Below are 23,878 nucleotides of genomic sequence, written 5' to 3'. Positions count from 1 at the left end.
TGATGATCATCGGTGTTCTCGCGGGCCTCGCGGCGCTGACGAACGGACTGCTCGCCGGACTGTTCTTCGCGTTCGTCTGCGCGATCTCGCCCGCGTACCGGAGACTCGCCGACGGGGAGTTCGTCCGCGGATTCCGGGCGATCAACGCCGTGATCGTCCGTCCGACATTCCTTGTCGTCTTCGTCGGTGCCCCGCTCACCGCGGCAGCCGCTGCGGTGGCGGGGACGCTGAGGATCGGTGTCGCACCGGGAGGCCTCGGAATCGGAGCAGGACCGGCGGGGACGGCGCTGCTGTGGGTCGCGGCGGCCGCCTCGGTGGTCTCCTTCCTCATCACCGTCATCGTCAATGTTCCCCTCAACCAGGGCCTCGACCGTGCACCGATCGACACACACAGGCAGCAGGAGGCGGCGCGCGCGGTGTTCGAGTCCCGGTGGAACCGCGCGAACCTCGCACGGACGCTCATGTCGACGCTGTCGGTCCTCGCGCTCGCGGCCGCGCTCGCTCTGGGATGAGCGGTCCCCGCTCCGGAAGCAGGGTCCCCGCTCCGGGCGCGGCTGTTGCCGAACCGGAACAGGATGAGCACCCCCGGGTTCGAGACCGGGCATAGATTCGCTTCCATGACCTCGATCCGTTCCGCCGCAATCGCGTTCGCCGCCGTGCTCGGTCTGACACTCTCCGCCTGCACAGACGATCCGGACCTGCCGCCCGAGGCGCAGGTGCAGCTGACTCCGCACGGTGATGAGGGCGCGTGGCTCACTGATGCGTACGCGGCCGGGTTCGTCGCGCAGTACGCGACGGCGAACGAGGTGTGCGCGGTGACCGAGGACATGGCGATCGAGGTCGAGCGCGGGGTCGGCGGGGACTCGACGGTGATGGGCAGACAGCTGCGCGGCGGCCAGCTCCTCTGGCAGATCGACGATGCGACCTGCGGGCAGGGCGCGCTGCTGCCCGGGGACCCGGATTCGTCGGTCCCTGCCGCGTCCGCGGCGACGGTCGTCGTCGGGACCCAGTGGCAGTCGGGGATGCGCGCCTGGAGCCTCGTGGATCCGGCCACGGGGACCGAGCGGCAGGCCCTGGGGTTGGGACCCGAGGTCGCGAGCGCTCAGCCGGTGGCCTGGGCCGGCACCCGCGTCGTCGTCCGGACGGGCGACGAGGATCTTGTCGGACTCGACATGGGCACAGGTGAGAAGAAGGGGAGCGAGGTGTGGCGCAGTCCCGTCGCGGCAGGCTCCGAGGTGACCGTCCTCGTCGACGATCTCCTCGGGGTGACGAACCAGCGGGGGAAGCGGATCATCGTTCTCGACCTCGGATCCGGCGAGGAGAGGCTGTCGACCGCCGTCACCCGGCCTGACTGGATCACGTGGGCCAGCGACGGTTATGTGGAGAAGATCCAGGAGACCGACCCCGAATACGCGTTCGTCGACCTCGACGGTCGTGAGGTCGACCGCACGACGGGCGTCTCGCAGTACCCCTTCGTCCCGGACCCCCGTGAGGGCGTGACGTTCCCCCTGCCCGACCACCGGCAGGCCGGCACCGTCGTCGGCGTGAGCGCCGACGGGACGCCCGCCCTCGTCCAGGACGAGCGGCAGAGCGACTTCACGCGCTCTGGTGAGATCGCCGAGCTGCCCGACAGCCTCATCATGCTCCAGGGTGTGAGCGCCGACGGCTCGCTGCTCCTCTTCCCCGGCACTCCCGACGGACTCGTCCTCATCGACGACGCCGGCGAACAGGTCGCGACCTGGCCGCTGGGGTACTCGGAGCTGCGGATCGAATCCGGGCTCATCGTCATCGGGGGAGAATCGGGGACCTCGGTGCTCCTCCCTGGCGACGCATAGGATCCCGTGTCAGCGGCGCGCAGTAGGGTTGACCCATGCCGAGTGAGACCGCGCCGACGGTCGCGTGGTCCGTCATCGGTGCCGCGCGCCGCGACGAACACGCGGGTCCGGGCGACGACGGGACGCTCACCGTCGTCGACCTCGACGCGTCCGGTGCGGAGATCGCCCGAACCGACCTCGCCGAGGCGGCCCTTCCCGACCTCGTCCGTGCCCGTGAACGCAGTGCCCGTGAGGATCGTGCCCGTGAACGTCGCGACGGATCGCCCGATGGCCTCGGCGCGCCCCCCGCCCCTGCGCCGAGGTGGGTGCTCAGTGACACCCCCAAGTGGTCCCCGGCGCTGCTTGCGGCCGGGGTGCGCGTCGACCGCGCCCACGACCTCAGGCTCGCTCATGCGATCCTCGTCCGCTCCGAACTCGTCACCGAGCCCACGGCGCTGCGGGCCGCCACGGAGTGGGATGCGGGACCCGTCACCGCCCCGGCCGTCGGGCAGGCGGAGGCCCTCTTCGACGTCGCCGGCGGTCGCGGGCGACCGAAGGAGGTGCCCCATGACATCGACGCCGCCCTCGCCGAATTCGCCCGGCAGCAGGCGGCGCTGACGACCGCGACCGACCCGGGACGCCTGCGTCTCCTGCTCGCCGCGGAATCGGCCGGCGGCCTCGTCGCCGCGGAGATGCACGTGGCCGGAGTGCCGTGGGACGTCACCGAGCATGAGCGGATACTCACGGACCTCCTCGGCGAGAAACCGGCTGCGGGTGCAAAGCCCGCGAAGATGCTCGCCGTCGCCGAGGAGGTCCGGGCCGCCCTCGACGATCCCCGCGCGAACCTCGATTCCCCGACCCGCCTGCTCGCCTCCCTGCGCAACGCCGGGATCAACGTGTCCTCGACCTCGAAGTGGGAGCTCGCCGAATCCGACCACCCGGCGATCGAACCGCTGTTGCGCTACAAGAGGATGGCCCGGCTGCTCTCGGCCAACGGCTGGCACTGGCTCGCCGAATGGGTGAGCGAGGGCCGCTACCGTCCCGTCTACGTGCCCGGCGGCGTCGTCACCGGGCGCTGGGCAGCCAGCGGCGGTGGGGCGCTGCAGATCCCCCGGCAGCTGCGCCCGGCCCTGCGCGCCGACGGCGGGTGGACCCTCATCTCCGCCGACGTCTCCCAGCTCGAGCCCCGAGCGCTCGCCGCGATGTCCGGCGACCGGGCGATGGCCGAGGCCGGGCGCGGCCGCGACCTCTACTCCGGCCTCGTCGACGAGGGGATCGTCGCGACCCGGCAGGAGGCGAAGATCGCCGTCCTCGGCGCGATGTACGGGTCGACGACAGGGGAGGCCGGCCGGCTCGTCCCCCGCCTGCGCACGTCCTTCCCTGCGGCGATGCGCCTCGTCGACACCGCCGCCGAGGTGGGGCTCGGCGGTGGGATCGTCACCACCTGGCTGGGGCGGTCGTCCCCAGCGCCGAGTGACGGCTGGCGGCAGGTGCAGTCGCAGGCGAATGCGTTCGATGCGACCCCGGCCGATGAGAACCGGGCCAGACGCGCCGCAGGGGACTGGGGGCGCTTCACCCGCAACTTCGTCGTGCAGGGCACCGCCGCGGAATGGGCGCTCGCGTGGCTCGCCGATCTGCGTCTGCGCCTCGCGCGCCTCCCCGAGCTCGACGAGGGGCGGGCCGACGCCTCCGGACCGGTGTTCGAAGGCCGTGCCCACCTCGTCTTCTTCCTCCACGACGAGGTCATCGTCCACGCCCCGGCAGCGCAGGCCGACGCCGCGGCCGACGCGATCAGGGAGGCGGCCGCCTCGGCGGGACGACTGCTCTTCGGCGACGCTCCCGTCGACTTCCCGCTCGATCTGACGATCGGAGAGCGCGCCGCCGCGAAGTGACAAGGCGCCTGGTGACCGGGCGCCGGTCATCGTCACGTCAGGGACACGATGTAGGGTGTCCCCAGATCAGCACCGCACCGCTGCACACACCGGAGGTCACCCATGGCAATCACCGTCAAGGCACTGCAGAAGACCGGGCCCGAGGAGCCCTTCCGCGTCGCGGAGATCGAGCGCCGCGACCCGCGTCCCGACGACGTCGTCATCGACATCCGAGCCGCCGGCATCTGCCACAGCGACATCCACACCGTCCGCAACGAATGGGGCGAGGTCGACTTCCCGCTCGTCGTCGGCCACGAGATCGCCGGAGTCGTCTCCGCCGTCGGCGCGGACGTCACCGACTGGAAGGTCGGTGACCGCGTGGGGGTCGGCTGCCTCGTCGACTCGTGCGGCGAATGCGCCGAATGCCTCGCCGACCAGGAGCAGAACTGTCTGCGCGGCAACGTCGGCACGTACAACTCAACCGACGTCGACGGCACCATCACCCAGGGCGGGTACGCGGAGAAGGTCGTCGTCAACGAGCGCTTCGTCCTCCGCATCCCCGACGGCCTCGACTTCGACGTGGCCGCCCCGCTGCTCTGCGCCGGCATCACCACCTACGCGCCGCTCAACCGCTGGGGCGCCGGTGAGAAGAAGGCCGGAGCGCCGAAGAAGGTCGCCGTCCTCGGGCTCGGCGGACTCGGGCACATGGGTGTCCAGATCGCCGCGGCCATGGGCGCCGAGGTCACCGTGCTCTCCCGCAGCCGCAAGAAGGAGCAGCTCGCCATCGACCTCGGGGCCGAGCGGATGCTCGCGACGACCGACGAGGACTTCTTCTCCGAGCACCGCGGCGAGTTCGACCTCATCCTCAACACGATCAGCGCCGACATCCCCGTCGACGCGTACCTGCGACTGCTCGCCCCGCGCGGAGTCATGGCCGTCGTCGGGCTGCCGCCGAACAAGCAGGAGCTCGGCTTCGGATCGCTCATCGGCGGCGGCAAGGTGCTCGCCGGATCGAACATCGGCGGCATCGCCGAGACCCAGGAGATGCTCGACTTCTGCGCCGAGCACGGCATCGCCGCCCAGATCGAGACGATCGACATCGCCGAGGCGGACTCGACCTACGATCGTGTCGTCGCCGGTGAGGTCTACTTCCGCGCTGTCATCGACATCGCCTCGCTGACCGCCGCCGAGGCTGTGCCTTCGACCTGACCCAGGGACCGCGAACTGCGGCCGGCCGCGTCAGAGCATCGTCGCCGCACTTGCCACGAGGGCGAATGCGGCGACGATGACGGCGACGCGCACGACATGGAGGCGGTCCCACCGTCGCATCTGCGCGCGCCAGTCGTCCGGGTGGTCCTCGGCCGTCCACGCCTTCGTCCGGGTGTTGATCGGCACGAGGAGGACGGTGGACATGACGACGCTGACGACGAGCAGCACTGCCGCGCAGCCGGCCAGGGCGGCTTCGGGGCGACCCCACAGGAGCACGGAGAGCACGACCGTGACGACGAGCGAGCCGATGTAGAGGATCGGCATCGCCCGTCCGAGCAGACGCGCCCCATCGGCACGCGCGGCGATCGCAGGTCCGGCGGGCAGGCGGAGGAGGATCGGATGGAGTGCGAAGGCGACGGCCGCCTCGATCCCGACGAGCAGGCCGATGACGACGATCGCGACGACGGCGGTGACCGGTTCCATGATGAGTCCTTTATCTAGCGGTGCTAGATTATCTAGCACTGCTAGAATAGGGCGGGTCGAGTGAGAGGGCAAGAGGGGAGCTGCGGTGGCGACGTCGTCGAAGGCGGAGGCGCGGACGTCCGCGCGCCGCGCGGCGATTCTCGCCGCCGCCCGTGACCGCGCGGAAGCCGAGGGGTGGACGGCGGTGACGACGCGTCGTCTCGCCGAGGCGATCGGCTATTCCCAGCCGGTGCTCTACGGCCATTTCCCCGGCGGCAAGACGGAGATCATGCGCGCTGTCGCCCTCGAGGGATTCGTCGAGCTGCGACGGTGCTGCGCCGCCGCGGTCGAGCGAGCAGGGGACACCTCGGTCGAGCGGGCAGGGGACGCCGCGGCCGTCGCCGCACTTGCCGGGGCGTACCTCGACTTCGCCGGGGACCACCCTGCCGTCTACGAGGCCATGTTCGCGCAGCCGATCGGTGCGCGCTTCGCCGAGGAGGGCAATGAACCGGAGCTGCGCGGGGCCTTCACCGTGCTCGCCGAGGTGATCGGCGATGACACCGCCGCTGAGGTGTTCTGGAGTGCGCTCCACGGCATGAGCCTGCTCGAGGCGGCTGGGCGGATGAAGGTCGAGGACCGCAGTCGGCGCATCGGGGAGCTGACCGCACGGTTCCCGTGAGGCTGGGCCTCTGCCGGTCGGCTCCGCCGGTGAGGAGCAGTCTGACCGCTCCTGGCATGACGGCTGGGAGTCCCACCTCGGCGAGATCGCTATCGTTGTCGGTGATGACAGGTGACGGTGATGACGGATGACAGTGACGACAGGTGACGGGCGGCAGACGATGAGCGGATACCGGCAGCGGCTGCGCACAGTGCCGCTCGCACTCCTCATCCTCTACACCGCGTTCATCGCGCTCGTCACGCTCACCCCGCAGCAGCTCGACACGGGCCCCGACTCGTTCGTCTCGCGCCTCCTCGCTTTCCTCGCCTCCCACGAGTCGACGGCGTGGATCGACTACGTGACGCTCGAGAAGCTCGCCAACGTCGGACTCTTCGTCCCGTTCGGCTTCCTCCTCGCCCTGCAGCTGGGACCGCGGCGCTGGTGGATCGCCTGGGTCGCGGGTCTCGTCTTCACATGCCTCATCGAAGGCACTCAGCTCACCCTGCTCTCACCCACGCGGTTCGGCACCGTCAGCGACCTCGTGACGAACACCCTCGGCGCCGGTCTCGGGGCCGCCCTCGCGCTGCTGGCCATGCTCATCTGGCCTCCGCGCACGGAGAAGGAGCCCGTCGACTACGTCGTGCGGTGAGGCGGCTCGTGGGAGGGGTCTGCCGGTCCCTCAAGGGCATCGATGCAGGTGTCGAGTGCCTCGCCGAGGCGCTTCCGCCCCGCCTGGTCGAGGCCGGTGACCATGCGCTCCTCGATCCCCTCGACGAGTCTCGACGCCTGCGTGAGCAGGGTCTGCCCGTCGGCAGTGAGCGTCGTCGGCCGGGCTCGCCCTGAATCGACGGTGTCGGGTCGGGTGACGAGGTCGCGATCCTGCAGGCCGCGCAGCAGCGTGTTCATTGCCTGCCGGGTGACGAACGCGCCGCGGGCGAGCTCCGAATTCGATGCTCCAGGGCTGCGCTTGAGCAGTTCGAGGCACGCATACTGCGGCGTCGAGAGGCCGAGCGGTCGAAGGACTTCGTCCATGCGCGACTTCAGCAGCGACTGCAGGTGCTTGAGCTGATACCCGATCAGTGATTCGAGGCGAGGACTCTCTTGACTCATGTCAATATTCTGACATACGGTGGCAATGTCAGAAACCTGACATTGACAAAGCTCCGATGGGTTCGCAGTGTCGAAAGTGACGTCGGAGCATGAGGGAAGGAAGCCATCATGACCGTCAACGGAGTGGATTTCGTCGCCCTGCAGGTGCGCGATGTCGACGACGCCGCCGATTTCTACGAGACGCGGCTCGGGCTGACCCGAGCGCCGGCCAGTCCTCCCGGTGCCGTCGTCTTCGCGACCGAGCCGATCCCCTTCGCCGTCCGCGAACCGCTGCCCGGTGTCGATCTCGACGCCGTCGAGCGGCCGGGAACCGGGGTGGCGCTGTGGCTGAGCTGTGTGGGCACCGCGGAGCTCCATGACGCACTCGCCGAGGCGGGGGTGGAGATCCTGCGACCGCCGTCACCGAGCCCGTTCGGTCTGACGTTCACCTTCAGCGATCCGGACGGCTACGCGGTCACCGTGCACGAAGCGGGAGTGTGAGCTGGCCGCCTCGGCGATCGGACCGCCTCGGCGCGGTCAGCGGGAACGGCGAGGTCAGCGGGAGCGGCGCGGTCAGCGGGAACGGCGTCCGGGGACCCAGCAGGCCACCTCGGCGCTGTAGTCGTCGAAGTCGGCACCGAAGCGCTGCCGCAGATCCGCCTCCTCATGGGGGCGGATCATCCAATTCCACAGCAGGGACCCGGCGATCGCGTAGACGATGACGAGCCACGATTCGATGAACATGCCGATCGCCACGCCCTGGACGACTCCGGCGACGGCCATGGGATTGCGGACGAAGCGGTACGGGCCGTCGTCGACGAGGCGGTTGGGCATCGCCGACGGCAGCGGCGTGCCGCCGCCGAAGCGCGCCATCGTCACCGCCGACCAGATGCCGAGCGCGCTCGCGAGGACGAGGAGGGCGAAACCGGCGAGGACGACGAGGAAGGGGAACTTGACGTCGAGCTGCCAGCGCTCCTCGAGGGACTTGATGATCCATGGGAGGATGACGAGGAAGACACCCCAGAAGCACACGAGCTGGGCGAACGTGCGCATGAGAAGTGCGTTCTCACCGTCGGTGCGGGAGCTGCGGAAGGCGAACGGCCCGACGAGGAGGCGCTCGCTCGGCACGCGTCCGAAAGCGACGAGGGACCCGGCGATGACGCCGGCGACGGCAGCGGCGATCATGGCGACCGCGCCGAGTCCGGCCTGCGTCGTCACGGTCGCGTAGACGGTCATGCCGAGGGCGACGAGGATCGTCCACGGCACGACGACCCACACCGCCAGGCGGACGCCGAAGGCGACGGCCGCCGAGGCGAGGACGAAGAGGGGGATGTCGAAGACGGCGACGACGATGGGGTCGAGCGGGCCGAGGGTCGCAGTGCGCACGCCGGGCATCGTGAAGACGCCTGCCCACCAGGCGGCGCCGAGGAGGGCCTGGAGTCCGAAGTAGACGCGACCGTGGGCGGCGGTGACCGGCACATCGGTCGGGCGGAGTGTGTTCGTCATCGTCCTGCCCTCACGCGCTCGCGGTGCCGGTGAAGCACACGGTCGTCGGGCCACCCACCCAGACGGCATCGCCGTCCCGGGTGATCGAGATGACGCCGGCACGGCCGATCGCCGTGCCCTGCGTCGCGGTGTAGGCATCCGGAACGAGGCCCGAATCCATCAGCCACTGGGCGACGGAGGCATTGAGGCTGCCGGTCACGGGATCCTCGGCGACCCCGACGCCGGGAACGAACGCGCGGACTTCGTATTCGTGGTCAGACCCCTGCCGATGAGCGCCGACGACGCCGAGCTTGAGGTCGGGAAGCCCCGCGAAGTCAGGGGTGAGCGCGAGCACCTGGTCTGCGGAGGCGAGCCGGACCGCGGCCCAGCCCGGACCGTTGTCGACCCACGCGTGGTCGAGGATCTCGCTGCGATCGACACCGAGCGCGGCGGCGATGTCGGACACGAACGATTCGTCGAGGGGACCGGACCGGAGGAGATCCGGAGCGGCGAAGGCGAGCTGATCGGCGGTTTCGGTGCTGCGGCGCAGCTCGACGAGGCCGACCCCGCACTCCTGGACGAGACGATCCTCGCGCTGGGGCTGACCGCCCGCGTGCAGCCACGCCGCTGCGGAGCCGAGCGTCGGATGCCCCGCGAAGGGCAGCTCGCGGGTCCTCGTGAAGATGCGCAGTCGGTAGTCGGCGCGCTCGTCGGTGGGCGGGAGGACGAACGTCGTCTCCGACAGGTTCGTCCAGTTCGCGATCTGTGCCATCTCGTCGTCGCTGAGGCCTTCGGCGTCGAGGATGACGGCGACGGGATTGCCGCGATAGGGAACGCTGGAGAAGACATCGACCTGGGCGAACGCGCGCTCGCGGGGCATTGAGACTCCTTACCGTGTGCTGGGCCTGTGACCATCGTAGTCACGGAAGCTCAGCGTTCCCGGACAGTGGGGGCCGCCTCGGCGAACTTCCCCTCCCTGCGATCTTAAAGGACAGGGTGGATTGTCGGAGTCGGCTGGCTGTTCGGACTGGCAGGGAGGGGCGCCGGGGAGGGCGAGCGGATGTGGGTGACCGCGGATCCCGAGCGGGCGCGTCTCTTCGATCCCGAGACGAAGCTGGCGATCGCCTGAGCGCCTCACTCAGGGTCGCTTCCTAGACTTGAGCGCTCAGGCCCGGCCGAACGGTGCGGGCGCGGGGCAGGCGCGCGCCACGACGGTGCGGGGACTGCGCAACGGGCGAGTGAGGTGGCGATGGACCTGCAGCAGGGCGTGTCGACGTGGTGGGAGGCGATCACCTCGGGATTCGGGCGCGGTGACGGCCTCGACCTCGGTCCGACGCAGCTGCTCATCATCCTCGGCATCCCGCTCGTCATCACGATGACGCCGGCGATCTGGCGGTTCTTCGGACTCTTCGTCACGTTCGTCCACGAGCTCGGGCACGCGTTCGCCGCCCTGATGACCGGCCGAGTGGTGCGCGGGATCTCGCTCAACTTCGACCATTCGGGGCAGATGAACTCCTTCGGTCGGGTCGGGTTCTCCGCCACCTGGTCCGGCTTCTGGGGATACCCGGCGCCCGCGGTCCTCGGACTCGTCCTCATCACCTCGGCGATCTACGGCTGGGCGCCGCTGGCACTGTCGCTGGGCGCCCTCGTCCTCCTCATCGCGCTCATCTTCATCCGCAACGTCGCCGGTGTCGTCATCGCCGTGTGCACGGCGATCGCCGCGCAGCTGCTCGTCGTCTTCCTCCCGCTCGAGTGGATCGCGGTGTTCGTCGCGGGCCTCGGCGTCGCGCTCGCCCTCGGCTCGCTCAAGGACCTCGTCAAGGTCATCCGCGTCCACACCCGTCGGCGCAACGTCCAGCAGTCCGATGCCTACATCCTCAGCCGCGGCTCGTCCGTGCCCGCAGGGGGATGGCTGACGCTCTTCGGGCTCGTCATCATCGGGTGCGCGCTCGGGTCCGGGCTGCTGCTCTACTCGGCATTCGCCGAGTCCGGCGGGGTCGCCGGGCTGATGTGAACCGGGTCGCCGGGCTGATGTGAACGGGGTCGCGCCACTGACGTGACGCTGCGGGGCCCGGGACCACCGCGACGGTTCGGGGGCTGCTGGGACTCGGGTCGGTGGGTGCTGCTGGGACCACCGAGGCGGTGGGTGCTGCTGGGACTCGCGTCGGCCACCTCGGCGAGGACAGCGATGCGACTTCGACGCCAGGTGAGCGCGGGATGCCAGGTGAGCGCGGGATGCCAGGTGAGCGAGGGATGGATGACGGAATCGGCCTCGGCGGATGACAGAATCGACCGTATGGATCTGAGCCCGAAATTCGCTGCCGTGCTGTTCGACTGTGACGGCGTCCTCGTCGATTCCGAGAGCATCACGAACGGGGTGCTGCGCGGCATGCTCGCCGAGCTCGGCTGGAACCTGTCGCAGGAGGAAGCGGTCGCGCGGTTCGTCGGCAAGATGCTGCGCGACGAGGCCGACGTCATCGAAGCGCACACGGGATTCCGCATCGACGACGCGTGGCTCACCGATTTCCGGCGGCGCCGCAATGTCGAGCTCGAGGCCTCCCTGCAGGCCATCCCCGGAGTCGTCGAGGCTGTGCGGACCATCGTGCCCGCGTATCCGGGCAGGCTCGCGTGCGCGTCGAGCGCCGATCGCCCGAAGATCGAGCTGCAGCTGAAGAAGATCGGCCTCTACGACGTCTTCGAGGGCCGGATCTTCTCCGGGATGGAGCTCCCCAAGTCCAAACCGGCCCCCGACGTCTACCTCGCGGCCGCGGATGCGCTGGGAGTCGATCCCGCCGAGGCGGCCGTTATCGAGGACTCGCCCACCGGCGTCATCGCGGGGCGGGCCGCCGGATCGTTCGTCTTCGGCTTCTGCCCTCCCTCGCCCGTCCATCAGCGGCCCGAGGCTCTGCTCGCCGTCGGCGCCGACGCCACGTTCGACTCGATGACCGAGCTGCCCGGGCTGCTGACCAGCGAGGTGTGAGGCGGGGGAGTTTGAGCCGGAAACACTGAGGCGGCGGGTCTCGGGCGCTGAGTCCGAGACGGGATGTCTGAGACGCTGAGCAGGGGTCGGGGCACTGAGTCGCTGAGCAGGGGTCGGGACTACTGAGACGCTGAGTAGGGATCGGGGCTGCTGAGACGCTGAGCATGTGTCCCGACGTGCAGTCACGTGCGTCGACGGAGGATTGAGGTGCCCGTGGGTTGAGGGGCTGCGACGACGTTCGGAGTGCCGAGCGGACACGCGGAGTGCCGAGCGGACACGCGGAGTGCCGTCCGACCACTCACCGATTCCTTTGAAAAGCAGACCGCAACGGCGACTCGCAGTCACGTGTCGAGGGCGGACCGGGCTGGGTTCTCGTGGTGACGCGGACTCGACCAGCGCCCCGTATTCGCGACGGACTGGCTTCGCTCGGCGGGTTCGTTCCGCCTGACGCTCCCAGCATTCCGAATCGCGGGAATTAGTCCGGTTCCACGCGCAATGCACGCCGCAGGACCCTGGTGTCCATCGAGGCTGCCCCGCCGATAAGCGCGAGCGCGGTATGCCCGATCCGACTCTCCGAAGCGCACTCGGACCTGACGGTTTCGCTCGTGACCGCTCCCGAAAATCGCTCATTACTGCGAAGCGAATGAATTTCACGTTCGAACGAGTTTCGAAATAAGCATTGACATCGATTGTGATGTGAACTACACTAATGTCATTAGCCACGCTGATGTGGGAAGACAGGTGAATCCCGTGACTGACACAATCGAATCGGTTCCATCCGCAGATCAGCCTGGCTCGAATCCCCGTGGTGTCGAGGTCGATCCGACCTCGCCCTACGCCGACGTCTACGCGGTCTACACATCCTCGGACCGGGCGCAGATCGCCGCTCTCGAAGCGACGGCGCGCGCCTTCCTCGCCGATGTCATCGGTCATCTCGACCTCCTCAATCCCGATCCCGGCAGCCCCTACCGGCATGCGACCTTCACCGAGACAGCGTGGAGGTTCATCCGACCCCGTAAGGGCACCGGTGATGAGCCCGACGAACAGAGTGCGACCTGTGGCGACGCCGCGGGCCCTCCAGACGCCGCGGGCCCACCAGATGCCGAGGTCTCGTCCGATGCCGGCTCTTCTCTAGACGCCGGCTCCTCTTCCGATGTCAGGTTCTCTTCTGATGCCGAGTTCTCTTCAGATGCCGAGGTCTCGTCCGATGCCGGCTCCTCTCCCGATGTCAGGCTCTCTTCCGATGCCGAGTTCTCTTCTGATGTCGAGTTCTCTTCAGATGCTGGGGCCTGTTCAGACGCCGGGGCCGGTGACCCGGTCGCCGGCCCGATCGACACGGAGCCCGGCAGAACCGGTTCAGATGATTCCGAGTCCCAAGTCCCGGCGCCTGCTGAGGGCGGCACAGGAGCACCCGGGGCGCCGGGAGCAGAGAGTGTCGATTCGGCGTTTCTGCCGGGATTCCCCAAGTTCAGCGAGACCCAGACGATGGATGGATGGGTTCACCGGTTCTCCCACACCGAGGACGTCGCTGAGCTCTCAGCGATCCGCGGCTCGACGGTGTCCGGCACCTACGCGCACATTGTCGCCGCAATGACGCTCGTCCATGGGCTGCCCAGGTTCCACGCGCGATGCGCGGCCGGAGAGTTCACGATCGAGCACATCCTTGCCGCCGCGCAGGCGTGCCGCCATCTCAGGTTCACGAAGCTGCTGGCCATCGATCGCTACCTCGACGAGCGCCGCGCGGACATCACGATCGAAACCTTCAAGAAGTCGCTCGCCATGAAGATCGCGGTTCTGCAGCCCAGCGAGGAGAGGACGGAGAGCGCCCGCGAACACCGTCGCGTCGATCTCACCACGTACCCCGATGGCACGGCGTGCCTGACCCTGACCGGGTCGTCGGCAGACCTGCAGGCCCTCTACGTGCGCATCGAGGCCTTCGCGAAGCTCATCCGCAACGGCAGCACCGCAGCCATCGCCGACCAGCTTCCGCCTGGGGCCGTCATCGACGACGACCGCGGCATCGCCGCACTCATGTTCGACATCTTCACCCGCACGGTTCCTCAGGTCAGCATTCAGGTGCGCGCCCACGACACCGACACGGGCGAAACGACGACAAGGGAGATTCCCCTTGACCTCGACGACGTCAGAACTGCCGAGGACATCGACGCCGCAGTCGCCGCAGCAATCACCGCCGACGCAGCAACCACTGCCACCGCAGCAACCACTGCCGATGGCTCAGCAGGCGGCGACCATTCAGGGGGTTCTGACTCCGCCGGCCGTTCCGACACCACCGGCCGTGCTGACGCCGCCGGCCGTTCCGACACCACAGACGCTCCTGTGGGCTCCGGCGGCAATGCCTCAGCGGTCATCGCCGATTCAGCGGGCGACACCAAGGACCACCCTTCTCCTACGGGCCTTGACGTTGCGCACCGACTGCAGCGACTCCCCGGCGTTGAGCTGGATGATTTCGGTCGGGCGGCGTACGCCCTGTCGGTCTCGATGCCGACCGACGAGTTCTGGATGCGTGCCCAAGCGAAGATGATCACCACCGTGCCCTGCATGTCCCTGGCGCAGCAGGCGGATCTGCCGGGCACCTTCTCCGACGGATCCCCGGTTCCCGCCGAGACCGCGCGATACATCGCCGCCCACTCGAGGACATGGACCCGGATCCTCACCGACCCGGCGACCGGCACGCCGATCGACGCGAAAGCTCTCAGCTATCAGATCCCCGCCGCGATCCGACAGACGCTCATCGCACAATGGCGCGGATGCACCGCTCCGGGCTGTCGACGACGGGCCGAGACCTCGGAGATCGACCACATCATCCCGTTCGATCACGACGATCCGGCATCCGGCGGCAAGACCGTGTTCGGCAACCTCCATCCGCTCTGCAAACAGCACCACCAGGCGAAAACCGACGGGAAGTACTCGGTGCGGATGGTGGAACCCGGCGTGATCGAGTACCGCTTCGCCCATGGCAGCACCGCGACCGTACCGCCACCCGATCACCCGGTGAACGCCGAGAATGCCAGACTCATGCGCGAGATCGGCGATGCCGACCCGCCAGCGCCATCCGGTCCGCCCGATTCATCGGGCCCATCGGATCCGCACGATACGCCGGGGCAAGGGAGTCCGCCAGACTCATCAAACCTGCCAGAGTCGCCAAACCTGCCGGGCAAACCGAACCTGCCGAATTCGCCGGACTCACCAGACCAGCCGGACTCACCGAACCGGTCAGAGTCATCGATCCGGCCAGGTTCACTTGACCTGCCGGAGTCACCGAACCTGCCGGACTCTCCGGTGCAACCCCAGCCGCCCGACCCATCGACGTCTCTCGACCCACCGCCGCCATCCCATTCATGGACGCGTTCCGACACAAGCGACATGCCTGAACCACCGGGGCCGCCCGATCCGAACGACGCATCTCGATCACCGAAGTTGCCCGATCCGAACGACGCATCTCGATCACCGAGGTTGCCCGATCGGAACGAGGCGCCGTGCGAACAGGGCGGCGAGGTCCGCCGCTCGGGTGAGGTGCGGCGGTCCGCCGAATCTCCTGGACCCGAGGGAAGCGGCGGACACCCCGGGTGGTGGGCGAAGTTCGGGTCGATCGAGTGGAAGAACCCGAAAGACAGGGAATGGGTGTGGGACAACGGCGAACCCCCGCCGTTCTGACAGCCTGACAGCGCCCTCGGGGTGACGCTCATGATCACCGACACTGCGCGACACTGACGATCACCACCGCCGGGCGACGTTCACGATCACCCCCACAGTGTGACGCTCATGATCACCGACACTGCGCGACATTCGCGATCACCCCGCCACGCGACGCCGGCGATCACGATCACCCCGCCGTGTGACCTTCACGATCTCCGACGCTGCGCGCCATTCGCGTTCACCCCCGCTGGGCGACGTCGACGATCACGAACGACAACCTCGGCGGGTCACTGCTCCGATTCTTCGATGACGCGGCGGACGTCGTCCTTCGTCTTCACCTCGCCGTTCTTCGTGGCTTCGACGATCTTCTCGTGCTGGTCATCGGTGACGACGGGGACCTCCTCGCCGTTGCAGTCGACGATCTTGCCGTCCTTGATCGTGTCGCCCTCGGCGAGGATCGCCTCGTGGTCGAGGAGACGCTGCAGATCCTGCTGCCGAACCACGCGCCCGGTGCCCGCGACGAACACGGACCGGTCCGAGCGGTCCTTCGTCTTCGCGCCGATGTGGTTGAAGATGAGGTTGAGCAGCACGGCCATGATCGTCGCCGACGAGATGCCCGAGTGGAGGATGATGCCGACCCACGACGGGAACGAGTTGTAGAAGTCCGGCTCGACGACGGGGATGATGCCGAAGGCCAGGGAGACCGCGACGATGATCATGTTGAGGTTGCCCTCGTACTCGACCTTCGACAGCGTCCGGATGCCCGAGGCCGCGACCGTGCCGAAGAGGACGATGCCGGCACCGCCGAGAACCGGCGACGGGATCGCTGCGACGACTCCGCCCATGACCGGCAGCAGACCGAGCACGACGAGGATGACACCGCCGGCGGTGACGACGAAGCGCGACTTCACGCCGGTGATCGCCACGAGGCCGACATTCTGCGCGAACGCCGACTGCGTGAACGAGTTGAACACGGGCGAGACGGCCGAGGAGAGCATGTCGGCGCGCAGGCCGTTCGCGATGCGCTTCGAGTCGACCTTCGTCTTGACGATCTCGCCGACGGCGATGATGTCGGCCGTCGTCTCGGCGAAGGTGACGATGATGACGATGAACATCGAGATGATCGCCGCGGCGGAGAAGGTCGGCATGCCGAACGCGAACGGCTCGGGGAACGCGAAGATGCCGCGATCGAGGACGTTCGAGAAGTCCGCCCACCCGAAGATCAGGCAGACGACGGTGCCGACGACGATCGCCAGGAGGATCGACAGGCGCGAGATCATCGCGACGGGAATCCTGCTGAGCAGCAGAACGACGGCGAGAGTGCCGACCGCGATGAGGATGTTGCGGGCGCTGCCGTAGTCAGGCGCCTCGGCGTTGCCGCCCATCGCCCACCCGGCGGCCACCGGCATGAGGGAGAGGCCGATCGTCGTGATGACGGTGCCCGTGACCACCGGTGGGAAGAACTTGACGATGAGGGCGAACCCCGGCGCGACGATGAGCCCGATCGCCGAGGCGACGAGCACTGCTCCGAAGACCTCGGGCAGACCGTCGCCGCCGGCGAGGATCGCCGTCATCGTGGCGACCCCGGCGAACGACACGCCCTGGACGAGCGGGAGCTGAGAACCGAAGAACGGCACACCCCACGACTGCAGGATCGTCGCCAGACCACCCATGAACAGGCACGATGCGATGAGCACGCTGATGCCGGCATCGTCGAGACCGGCGGCCTTGCCGATGATGAGGGGGACGGCGATGATGCCGCCGTACATCGTGAGGACGTGCTGCAGGCCGTACGCGAACGACGTGCCGACCGGCAGCCGCTCGTCCTCTGGCCGCTGCGTCTTGTGCTTGGACTGTTTGGACACCGACATTGTCTTCTCCATCGAATTCCTGCTCGCGCCCCGAATGATCGGGCGCGAACCTGCTGGCCGGTCGCTGAAGGCGGTGCCGTCCGGGAGTGCGTCAATGCACCGCCGAGAACGAAGGCTCACATCGTGAACCCGGCCTGCGCCTTGAGAGGATCGGATCGCTGTACTGCTTCCGGTGAGGTCGGCCGGAATGTTCCTCTGGCGAATATCACTTCCAAGATGTGAAAGTATTTTTCCTTATCGCAGAATGCTAAGCGAATGCTGTCGGGTTGGCAACTCGAAATCGTGATGCGGAGCACATGTTAGAGTTCAGTCTTGTCGGTGTCGGTTCCGCGCACAAATCAGCGCCGGATCCCACAGATCAGCGCCGGATCCGCACAGGGTGGACGAGCAGCGCGAATCACCCCCGCATCGACCGGCGGAGCAGCAGACGCCGTGAAACCTGAGCTGGTGGCGATGGCCCCAGCGTCCTCGCCTCACCGGCGGCCGGGCACGCGCCCGACCGCGACAGCCCACCCATCGAGAGGCGATGACGATGACGAGAATCTGGCTGCGCAACCCCCTGGCCGTCCACCTCGGGCGCTCCACCCGGGCAGACAGCGCTTCCCCGGCGGGGAGCCCTGCAACCCACGACACCCATGACGCGACTGACGCACGCGGCGGCATCGTCGTCGACACCGCGTCCGGCACGATCGTCGAACTCGTGCCCGCCGGAGGCGCGCCCGGCATCCCTGCCGACGAGATCGTCGATGCGAGCGAGCACGTCATCACGCCCGGACTCATCAACACCCACCACCACTTCTACCAGACGCTCACCCGCGCCTGGGCGCCCGTTGCCGACCTCCCCCTCTTCGGCTGGCTGACCAACCTCTACCCCGTCTGGGCGCGCCTGACCCCGCGCGCCCTCGAACTCGCCACGACCGTCGCGATGGCCGAACTCCTCGAATCCGGATGCACGACCGCCGCCGACCACCACTACCTGTTCCCGACCGGCATGGACGATGCCATCGACGTCCAGGTCGGCGTCGTCCGGAACCTCGGCATGCGCGCGATGCTCACCCGCGGCTCGATGTCGCTCGGTGAGGACGACGGGGGCCTGCCGCCGCAGCAGACCGTCCAGGACGCCGAGGTGATCCTCGCCGACTCGCGCCGCCTCGTCGAGACCTACCACGAGCGCGGCATCGGCGCACAGGTCCAGATCGGCCTCGCCCCCTGCTCACCGTTCTCCGTGACGACCGAACTCATGCGCGACAGCGCCGCGCTCGCCGCCGACCTCGACGTCCGCCTCCACACCCACCTCGCCGAGACGCTCGACGAGGAGGACTTCTGCCGTGAGCGCTTCGGCCTGCGCACCGTCGACTACCTCGAATCCGTGGGCTGGCTGGGCGACCGCACGTGGCTCGCCCACGGCGTGCACTTCGACGACGAGGAGATCGTCCGCCTCGGCGCGGCCGGGGTCTCCGTCGCCCACTGCCCGACCTCGAACATGCGCCTGGCCTCGGGCATCGCCCGTGCCGTCGAACTCGAAGACGCCGGCGTCAGCGTCGGACTCGGGGTCGACGGCTCCGCCTCGAACGATGCCTCGAACCTCATCCGCGAAGTCCGCCAGGCCCTCTACATCCAGCGTCTGCGCTACGGCGCCGAGGCGGTCACCTGCGGCCGCGTCCTCGACTGGGCGACCCGGGGGTCCGCGGCGGCCCTCGGCCGCGACGACATCGGCGAGATCGCCGTGGGCAAGCAGGCCGACCTCGCCCTGTTCCGCCTCGACGGGCTCGCGTTCTCCGGCGCGCACGATCCGCTCCCCGCCCTCGTCCTCTGCGGGGCGGAGAAGGCCGACCGGGTCATGGTCGCCGGCGCCTGGCGCGTCCGCGACGGTCGCGCGATCGGCGCGGACGGTCAGACGCTCGACACCGAGGCCCTCATCGCCGCCCACCGGGAGGAGGCCCGCAGGCTCGTCGCCGGGTGATGCCCTCGCCGAGGCGGGGTCGCCCTCGGTCGGTCACGCCGGGGCCGGGTCCGGTCACTTCCCGTCGAGGAATCCGCGCAGCAGCTGCTCAGTGCCCTCGGCGTGCTGGGCGGCCAGCGTCGCCGCCGCCTCGGCGTCGTGGTCGAAGATCGCTTCGACGATGCGCGCATGCTGCATGCACGAGTGCTCGACGTTCGTGTGGATGAACGGGATCTGATCGAGCAGCGCGTTGATCCGGTCCCGGGTCGTCGCGGCCGCCTCGGCGAGCGAGGGGATTCCCGTGAGCTCGGCGATCGTCAGGTGGAACCGCGCGTCGAGGGCGCGGAACTGCTCGATGTCCTCGGCCGAGCTGCCCAGCGGCATCCAGCAGCCCTGCTCCGCGGCGGTGAGCGTCTCCCGCTCCTCGGCGCTGAGCTCGCGGGCGGCGACGACCCGGGCGGCCGCAGTGTCGAGGATGAGCCGGAACCGCACCGCATCGTCGAGTTCGCCGAGGTCGATCCCGGCCTCTCTGTCGGCGGCCGGCAGGCGGGTGACGAACGTGCCCCCGTAGCGACCGCGGCGGACGCTGACGACACCGGCGGTCTGGAGCTCGCTGAGCGCCTGCCGCAGAGTCGCCCGGGAGACGTTGATCCGCGCGGCGAGCTCGCGTTCGGGCGGCAGCTTGTCGCCGACGAGGTACTGGCCGAGACGGATCGCGCGGAGCAGCTCGGCGATCGTGTGCTCGAAGACGTTGCCGCCGCGCAGCCGGGCCGGACGCTGGGACCCCGCAGCCGCCTCGGTGACATCAGCTTCCTCGGTGGCACCGGCGTCCGCGGTGACGTCAGCCTTGCCGCCCACGCCGCCGCCTGAGTCGTCTGCGTTCCGATCCACGTCCACTCCTCAAGACTAACCTCGGGCGATCCTTGACACCGTGATCTGGGTCATACTACATTCGACTCCAGCCAATGGTCTGAACATGATCCATTGAATCGCTGGGAGCGGATATGTCCAAGAACATCGAGTACGGCAACGTCGATGAGCACTACCTCGAGAAGCGACAGCTGAGGAAGGGCGCGGCCGGGTGGATCCTCCTCGCCGGCCTCGGCGTCGCCTATGTCATCTCGGGCGACTTCTCCGGCTGGAACCTCGGCCTCGCGGAAGGCGGGTGGGGCGGTCTCCTCATCGCATTCCTCCTCATGGGACTCATGTACGTGTGCATGGTCTTCGGTCTCGCGGAGCTCTCCTCGACCCTGCCGACGGCGGGTGCGGGATACGGGTTCGCCAGACGCGCGCTCGGCCCCCTCGGCGGCTTCGCCACCGGCATGGCCGTCCTCATCGAATACACGATGGCCCCGGCAGCGATCTCGACCTTCATCGCCGGGTACGTCCAGGCGCTCGGCATCCTGCCGGAGTCCGTGCCCTCGTGGACGATCTACCTCGTCGCCTACGCGATCTTCATCGGCATCCACCTGTGGGGCGTCGGCGAGGCGCTGCGTCTGATGTTCGTCATCACCGCAGTCGCCGTCATCGCGCTCATCGTCTTCGTTTTCGCCGCGATCCCGCACTTCGATGCGAGCAACCTCTTCGACATCGCACCCACGGCGGCGCTGGGCTCGAGCACGTTCCTCCCGATGGGCATCAGCGGCCTGCTCGGCTCCCTCGTCTTCGGCATCTGGTTCTTCCTCGCCATCGAGGGTGTGCCCCTGGCCGCCGAGGAGTCGGCCGACCCCAAGCGCGATATGCCGCGGGGCATCATCACCGCGATGGCCATCCTCGTCGTCTTCGGCGCCCTCATGCTCCTCCTCGTCCCGGGCATCGCCGGTGCGGCCGCCATGGGCGAGTCGGACAACCCGCTGCCCGAGGCGCTGCGGGCGGCCTACGGGGAGGGCTCGTGGCTGGCGACGTTCGTCAACTGGGCCGGACTCGCCGGACTCGTCGCGAGCTTCTTCTCCATCATCTTCGCCTACTCGCGGCAGCTCTTCGCCCTCTCCCGGGCCGGCTACCTGCCCAGGTGGCTCTCCCACACCGGCAAGCGCAAGACCCCCGTGCTCGCTCTCATCGTCCCCGGCACGATCGGCTTCCTCATCGCCGTGCTCTCCGGCGGCAACGGCGGTGTCCTCCTCAACGTCGCGGTCTTCGGTGCCACGGTCTCCTACGTGCTGCTCAACCTCTCGCACATCCGGCTGCGCTTCAAGGAGCCCGACCTCAAGCGCGGCTACCGCACCCCCGGCGGGGTCGTGACCACGGGCATCGCGCTCGTCCTCGCCTCGGTGGCGGTCATCGCGACGTTCTTCGTCGACATCCTCGCCGCCGGCATCGCCGCAGCCGTCTTCCTCGTCGCGCTCGCCTACTTCTGGTTCTACTCCCGCCACCGCCTCGTCGCGAGCGCCCCGGAGGAGGAGTTCGCACAGATCGAGGCCGCCGAGAGCGAACTCAAATAGCCGAACCACTCGGCGTCTCCGACCCCCGGCGCATCCCCATCCCCACTCATCCCCATCCCCACTCATCCACAGGCTGACGACACCGACTCACGACACAGACTCACGACACCGACGCACGACAACTGAGAACAAGAGGAAACCCTGATGAACGACCTCACGACCTCACCGAAACCGACGATCACCTCGGCGCCCACGACCGCGCACTCGCCTCAGCGGACGTCGCGCGGATCGGTGCAGGCTGAGCCCCTGACGCTCGAGGAACTGCGACGGCGCACCGAGGACGGCTCGATCGACACCGTCGTCGTCGCCGTCACCGACGCCCAGGGCAGGCTCCAGGGCAAGCGCCTGGGAGCGCAGTTCTTCCTCGACGACGTCGCCGGACACGGCTCGGAGGCCTGCAACTACCTGCTCGCCGTCGACGTCGACATGAACACCGTCGACGGCTACGAGATGTCCTCGTGGGAGACCGGCTACGGCGACCTCGTCATGCAGCCGGACCTGAAGACGCTGCGGCTGCTGCCGTGGCAGCCGGGCACGGCGATGGTCAACTGCGACCTGTTCTGGACGACCGGCGAACCCGTGACCGCCTCCCCGCGGCAGATCCTCAAGCGCCAGCTCGACCGGCTCGCCGAGGCGGGACTGAGCGCCCATGTCGGCACCGAACTGGAGTTCATCACGTTCGACACGAGCTACGAGGACGCCTTCGACTCCCGCTACACGAACATGACCCCGGCGAACCAGTACAACGTCGACTACTCCCTGCTCGGGACCGCCCGGGTCGAGCCGCTGCTGCGCGACATCCGCAACTCGATGGCCGGTGCCGGCCTCTACGTCGAGGGCGCGAAGGGCGAATGCAACTTCGGCCAGCACGAGATCACCTTCCGCTACCAGCAGGCGCTCAAGGCCTGCGACGACCACGCGGTCTACAAGAACGGGGCGAAGGAGATCGCCGCCCAACACGGGAAGTCGATCACGTTCATGGCGAAGTACGACCAGAAGGAGGGGTCGTCGTGCCACATCCATCTCAGCTTCCGCTCCGCCGACGGTGACATGGTCATGGCCGGCGACGGCGAGCACGGCTTCTCCACCCTCATGAACCACTTCATCGCCGGGCAGCTGGCGTGCATCGAGGACTTCACGTACTTCTTCGCCCCGAACATCAACTCGTACAAGCGCTTCGTCGAAGGCTCCTTCGCCCCCACCGCGGTCGCGTGGGGCTTCGACAACCGCACGTGCGCGTTCCGGGTCGTCGGCTCGGGTCCCTCGCTGCGCGTCGAATGCCGCGTCGGCGGGGCCGACCTCAACCCGTACCTCGCCGCGGCCTCCCTCATCGCCGCCGGGCTCTACGGGATCGAGCACGAACTCCCGCTGCCGGCGATCACCGAGGGCAACGCGTACATGTCCGATGCGAAGCGCCTGCCGACGACGCTGACCGGCGCGCGGGACCTCCTCGAGACCTCCGACATCGCGAAGGAGGCGTTCGGCGAGGACGTCGTGCGCCACTACGTCCACGCCGCCGACATCGAACTCGCCGCCTACAATTCGACCGTGACCGACTGGGAGAGGATCCGTGGCTTCGAACGACTCTGACATCGCCGAGGCGGGACCCGGGTCCGCAGCAGCGCATGAGGATCCCGTGGTGCCCGCTCCCGTCATCGGGATCAGCTGCTACCTGCAGCAGGCCCAGTGGGGAGTGTGGGACACCGAGGCGGCCCTCGTCCCCGCCGACTACGTCCGCATGGTCGCCGCCGCCGGCGGCATCCCGGTCCTCCTGCCCCCGCACGGTCAGTCGCCTGCGGTGCTCGAGCGCCTCGACGGGCTCCTCATCGCCGGCGGTGCCGACGTCGACTCCGCGGCCTACGGGGCGCAGCCGCACGAGCGCACCGGCTCGCAGCCGTTCCGCGACGACAGCGAATTCCTCCTGCTCGCCGCCGCGCGGCAGCGGGGTCTGCCCGTCCTCGGCATCTGCCGCGGCCTCCAGGTCATCGCCGTCGCCCACGGCAGCACGCTCATCCAGCACCTGCCCGAGGTGACCGGCCACACCGATTACCAGCCGAGCCCCGGGGTCTACGGTGAGGTCGTGGTGACGACGGAGCCGGGCACCATCGCCCGCGCGGTCCTCGGGGAGACGGCGACGGCACCGTGCTACCACCACCAGGCCGTCGACCGCCTCGGCGCGGGACTCACCGTCACCGCGCGCAGCCCCGAGGGCCTCATCGAAGCGATCGAGATCGACCCCGCCCACCAGCCCGACGACGGGACCGGATGGCTCTTCGCGGTGCAGTGGCACCCCGAGCACAACCCGGACGACGCCCGCGTCGTCACCGCCCTCGTCGACGCCGCGCGGGACCGCCTCGGCGCCCCCATGAGCATGACCGCACCAGCGTGAAGGAGACACC

Annotated in this window: 20 protein-coding genes; 14 read left to right on the top strand and 6 right to left on the bottom strand. The window is 68.7% G+C overall.

What is annotated here, in order from left to right:
- Nucleotides 1–2 precede the first annotated feature (2 nt).
- The 4 genes from FFS20_RS03755 to FFS20_RS03740 all read left to right on the top strand — a co-directional run bounded on the left by FFS20_RS03755 (nt 3) and on the right by FFS20_RS03740 (nt 4,894).
- Nucleotides 3–512 (top strand): anthrone oxygenase family protein, encoded by a 510-nt coding sequence (locus FFS20_RS03755; protein ID WP_137824629.1) that lies wholly within the window; start codon nt 3–5, stop codon nt 510–512.
- A 105-nt stretch (nt 513–617) separates the two neighbouring features.
- Complete coding sequence (locus FFS20_RS03750; protein ID WP_137824587.1) at nt 618–1,835, top strand: hypothetical protein; 1,218 nt, start codon at nt 618–620, stop codon at nt 1,833–1,835.
- A gap of 35 nt (nt 1,836–1,870) precedes the next feature.
- Nucleotides 1,871–3,706 carry a bifunctional 3'-5' exonuclease/DNA polymerase gene (locus FFS20_RS03745; protein ID WP_137824586.1) on the top strand — a complete coding sequence of 612 codons (1,836 nt, stop codon included), beginning with the start codon at nt 1,871–1,873 and terminating at the stop codon, nt 3,704–3,706.
- Nucleotides 3,707–3,808: 102 nt separating this feature from the next.
- Nucleotides 3,809–4,894 (top strand): NAD(P)-dependent alcohol dehydrogenase, encoded by a 1,086-nt coding sequence (locus FFS20_RS03740; protein WP_137824585.1) that lies wholly within the window; start codon nt 3,809–3,811, stop codon nt 4,892–4,894.
- 30 nt (nt 4,895–4,924) lie between these two features.
- Here the strand turns inward: FFS20_RS03740 and FFS20_RS03735 are convergent, their stop codons facing one another.
- Nucleotides 4,925–5,377, bottom strand: a complete 453-nt coding sequence (locus FFS20_RS03735; protein WP_137824584.1) for an anthrone oxygenase family protein — start codon at nt 5,375–5,377, stop codon at nt 4,925–4,927.
- A gap of 85 nt (nt 5,378–5,462) precedes the next feature.
- Here FFS20_RS03735 and FFS20_RS03730 point away from each other — a divergent pair, with 85 nt between their 5' ends.
- Nucleotides 5,463–6,035, top strand: coding sequence for a TetR/AcrR family transcriptional regulator (locus FFS20_RS03730; RefSeq protein ID WP_137824583.1), 573 nt, complete (start codon nt 5,463–5,465; stop codon nt 6,033–6,035).
- A gap of 127 nt (nt 6,036–6,162) precedes the next feature.
- Entirely contained in the window at nt 6,163–6,663 is a 501-nt protein-coding gene (locus tag FFS20_RS03725; RefSeq protein ID WP_249356604.1) for a VanZ family protein, read from the top strand.
- On the opposite strand, the gene FFS20_RS03720 is transcribed toward FFS20_RS03725, so the two are convergent.
- Entirely contained in the window at nt 6,648–7,124 is a 477-nt protein-coding gene (locus FFS20_RS03720) for a MarR family transcriptional regulator (protein WP_137824582.1), read from the bottom strand. The genes FFS20_RS03725 and FFS20_RS03720 overlap by 16 nt on opposite strands.
- Before the next feature lie 108 nt (nt 7,125–7,232).
- On the opposite strand from FFS20_RS03720, the gene FFS20_RS03715 reads away from it, so the two are divergent.
- Entirely contained in the window at nt 7,233–7,604 is a 372-nt protein-coding gene (locus FFS20_RS03715) for a VOC family protein (protein WP_137824581.1), read from the top strand.
- A gap of 72 nt (nt 7,605–7,676) precedes the next feature.
- Here FFS20_RS03715 and FFS20_RS03710 read toward each other — a convergent pair whose 3' ends face one another.
- Nucleotides 7,677–8,609 (bottom strand): methyltransferase, encoded by a 933-nt coding sequence (locus FFS20_RS03710; protein WP_137824580.1) that lies wholly within the window; start codon nt 8,607–8,609, stop codon nt 7,677–7,679.
- A 10-nt stretch (nt 8,610–8,619) separates the two neighbouring features.
- Nucleotides 8,620–9,468, bottom strand: coding sequence for a PhzF family phenazine biosynthesis protein (locus FFS20_RS03705; protein WP_137824579.1), 849 nt, complete (start codon nt 9,466–9,468; stop codon nt 8,620–8,622).
- Nucleotides 9,469–9,837: 369 nt separating this feature from the next.
- Here FFS20_RS03705 and FFS20_RS03700 point away from each other — a divergent pair, with 369 nt between their 5' ends.
- The 3 genes from FFS20_RS03700 to FFS20_RS03690 all read left to right on the top strand — a co-directional run bounded on the left by FFS20_RS03700 (nt 9,838) and on the right by FFS20_RS03690 (nt 15,243).
- Nucleotides 9,838–10,602 (top strand): M50 family metallopeptidase, encoded by a 765-nt coding sequence (locus FFS20_RS03700; protein WP_137824578.1) that lies wholly within the window; start codon nt 9,838–9,840, stop codon nt 10,600–10,602.
- Between the two features lie 282 nt (nt 10,603–10,884).
- Nucleotides 10,885–11,568: an HAD family phosphatase gene (locus FFS20_RS03695; RefSeq protein WP_137824577.1), complete on the top strand. Its 684-nt coding sequence runs from the start codon at nt 10,885–10,887 to the stop codon at nt 11,566–11,568.
- Nucleotides 11,569–12,309: 741 nt separating this feature from the next.
- Nucleotides 12,310–15,243, top strand: a complete 2,934-nt coding sequence (locus FFS20_RS03690; protein ID WP_249356601.1) for an HNH endonuclease signature motif containing protein — start codon at nt 12,310–12,312, stop codon at nt 15,241–15,243.
- Between the two features lie 269 nt (nt 15,244–15,512).
- Here the strand turns inward: FFS20_RS03690 and FFS20_RS03685 are convergent, their stop codons facing one another.
- Nucleotides 15,513–17,096, bottom strand: coding sequence for a nucleobase:cation symporter-2 family protein (locus FFS20_RS03685; protein WP_137824576.1), 1,584 nt, complete (start codon nt 17,094–17,096; stop codon nt 15,513–15,515).
- 532 nt (nt 17,097–17,628) lie between these two features.
- Between FFS20_RS03685 and FFS20_RS03680 the strand changes: the two genes are divergently transcribed.
- Entirely contained in the window at nt 17,629–19,059 is a 1,431-nt protein-coding gene (locus tag FFS20_RS03680; RefSeq protein ID WP_212743282.1) for an 8-oxoguanine deaminase, read from the top strand.
- A gap of 54 nt (nt 19,060–19,113) precedes the next feature.
- Here the strand turns inward: FFS20_RS03680 and FFS20_RS03675 are convergent, their stop codons facing one another.
- Nucleotides 19,114–19,929 carry a GntR family transcriptional regulator gene (locus FFS20_RS03675; protein WP_249356590.1) on the bottom strand — a complete coding sequence of 272 codons (816 nt, stop codon included), beginning with the start codon at nt 19,927–19,929 and terminating at the stop codon, nt 19,114–19,116.
- A 113-nt stretch (nt 19,930–20,042) separates the two neighbouring features.
- On the opposite strand from FFS20_RS03675, the gene eat reads away from it, so the two are divergent.
- The 3 genes from eat (at nt 20,043) to FFS20_RS03660 (ending at nt 23,868) form a co-directional block, all read left to right on the top strand.
- Nucleotides 20,043–21,479, top strand: a complete 1,437-nt coding sequence (gene eat / locus FFS20_RS03670) for an ethanolamine permease (protein WP_137824574.1) — start codon at nt 20,043–20,045, stop codon at nt 21,477–21,479.
- Between the two features lie 144 nt (nt 21,480–21,623).
- Complete coding sequence (locus FFS20_RS03665) at nt 21,624–23,069, top strand: glutamine synthetase family protein (protein WP_249356586.1); 1,446 nt, start codon at nt 21,624–21,626, stop codon at nt 23,067–23,069.
- A complete protein-coding gene (locus FFS20_RS03660; protein WP_249356581.1) occupies nt 23,050–23,868 on the top strand; it encodes a gamma-glutamyl-gamma-aminobutyrate hydrolase family protein in 819 nt (272 codons plus the stop codon). The genes FFS20_RS03665 and FFS20_RS03660 overlap by 20 nt, the downstream gene beginning before the upstream one ends.
- Nucleotides 23,869–23,878: the final 10 nt, after the last annotated feature.

The sequence above is a fragment of the Brevibacterium sp. 2SA genome, assembly GCF_005502845.1.
GTDB lineage: Bacteria > Actinomycetota > Actinomycetes > Actinomycetales > Brevibacteriaceae > Brevibacterium.
This window is presented reverse-complemented; position numbering and strand designations above follow the sequence as displayed.

Coding starts and splice junctions, on each gene's coding strand:
- FFS20_RS03755 (WP_137824629.1), top strand. CDS start 3: ATGATCATCGGTGTTCTCGCGGGCCTCGCGGCGCTGACGAACGGACTG.
- FFS20_RS03750 (WP_137824587.1), top strand. CDS start 618: ATGACCTCGATCCGTTCCGCCGCAATCGCGTTCGCCGCCGTGCTCGGT.
- FFS20_RS03745 (WP_137824586.1), top strand. CDS start 1,871: ATGCCGAGTGAGACCGCGCCGACGGTCGCGTGGTCCGTCATCGGTGCC.
- FFS20_RS03740 (WP_137824585.1), top strand. CDS start 3,809: ATGGCAATCACCGTCAAGGCACTGCAGAAGACCGGGCCCGAGGAGCCC.
- FFS20_RS03735 (WP_137824584.1), bottom strand. CDS start 5,377: ATGGAACCGGTCACCGCCGTCGTCGCGATCGTCGTCATCGGCCTGCTC.
- FFS20_RS03725 (WP_249356604.1), top strand. CDS start 6,163: ATGACAGTGACGACAGGTGACGGGCGGCAGACGATGAGCGGATACCGG.
- FFS20_RS03720 (WP_137824582.1), bottom strand. CDS start 7,124: ATGAGTCAAGAGAGTCCTCGCCTCGAATCACTGATCGGGTATCAGCTC.
- FFS20_RS03715 (WP_137824581.1), top strand. CDS start 7,233: ATGACCGTCAACGGAGTGGATTTCGTCGCCCTGCAGGTGCGCGATGTC.
- FFS20_RS03710 (WP_137824580.1), bottom strand. CDS start 8,609: ATGACGAACACACTCCGCCCGACCGATGTGCCGGTCACCGCCGCCCAC.
- FFS20_RS03705 (WP_137824579.1), bottom strand. CDS start 9,468: ATGCCCCGCGAGCGCGCGTTCGCCCAGGTCGATGTCTTCTCCAGCGTT.
- FFS20_RS03700 (WP_137824578.1), top strand. CDS start 9,838: ATGGACCTGCAGCAGGGCGTGTCGACGTGGTGGGAGGCGATCACCTCG.
- FFS20_RS03695 (WP_137824577.1), top strand. CDS start 10,885: ATGGATCTGAGCCCGAAATTCGCTGCCGTGCTGTTCGACTGTGACGGC.
- FFS20_RS03685 (WP_137824576.1), bottom strand. CDS start 17,096: ATGTCGGTGTCCAAACAGTCCAAGCACAAGACGCAGCGGCCAGAGGAC.
- FFS20_RS03680 (WP_212743282.1), top strand. CDS start 17,629: ATGACGAGAATCTGGCTGCGCAACCCCCTGGCCGTCCACCTCGGGCGC.
- eat (WP_137824574.1), top strand. CDS start 20,043: ATGTCCAAGAACATCGAGTACGGCAACGTCGATGAGCACTACCTCGAG.
- FFS20_RS03665 (WP_249356586.1), top strand. CDS start 21,624: ATGAACGACCTCACGACCTCACCGAAACCGACGATCACCTCGGCGCCC.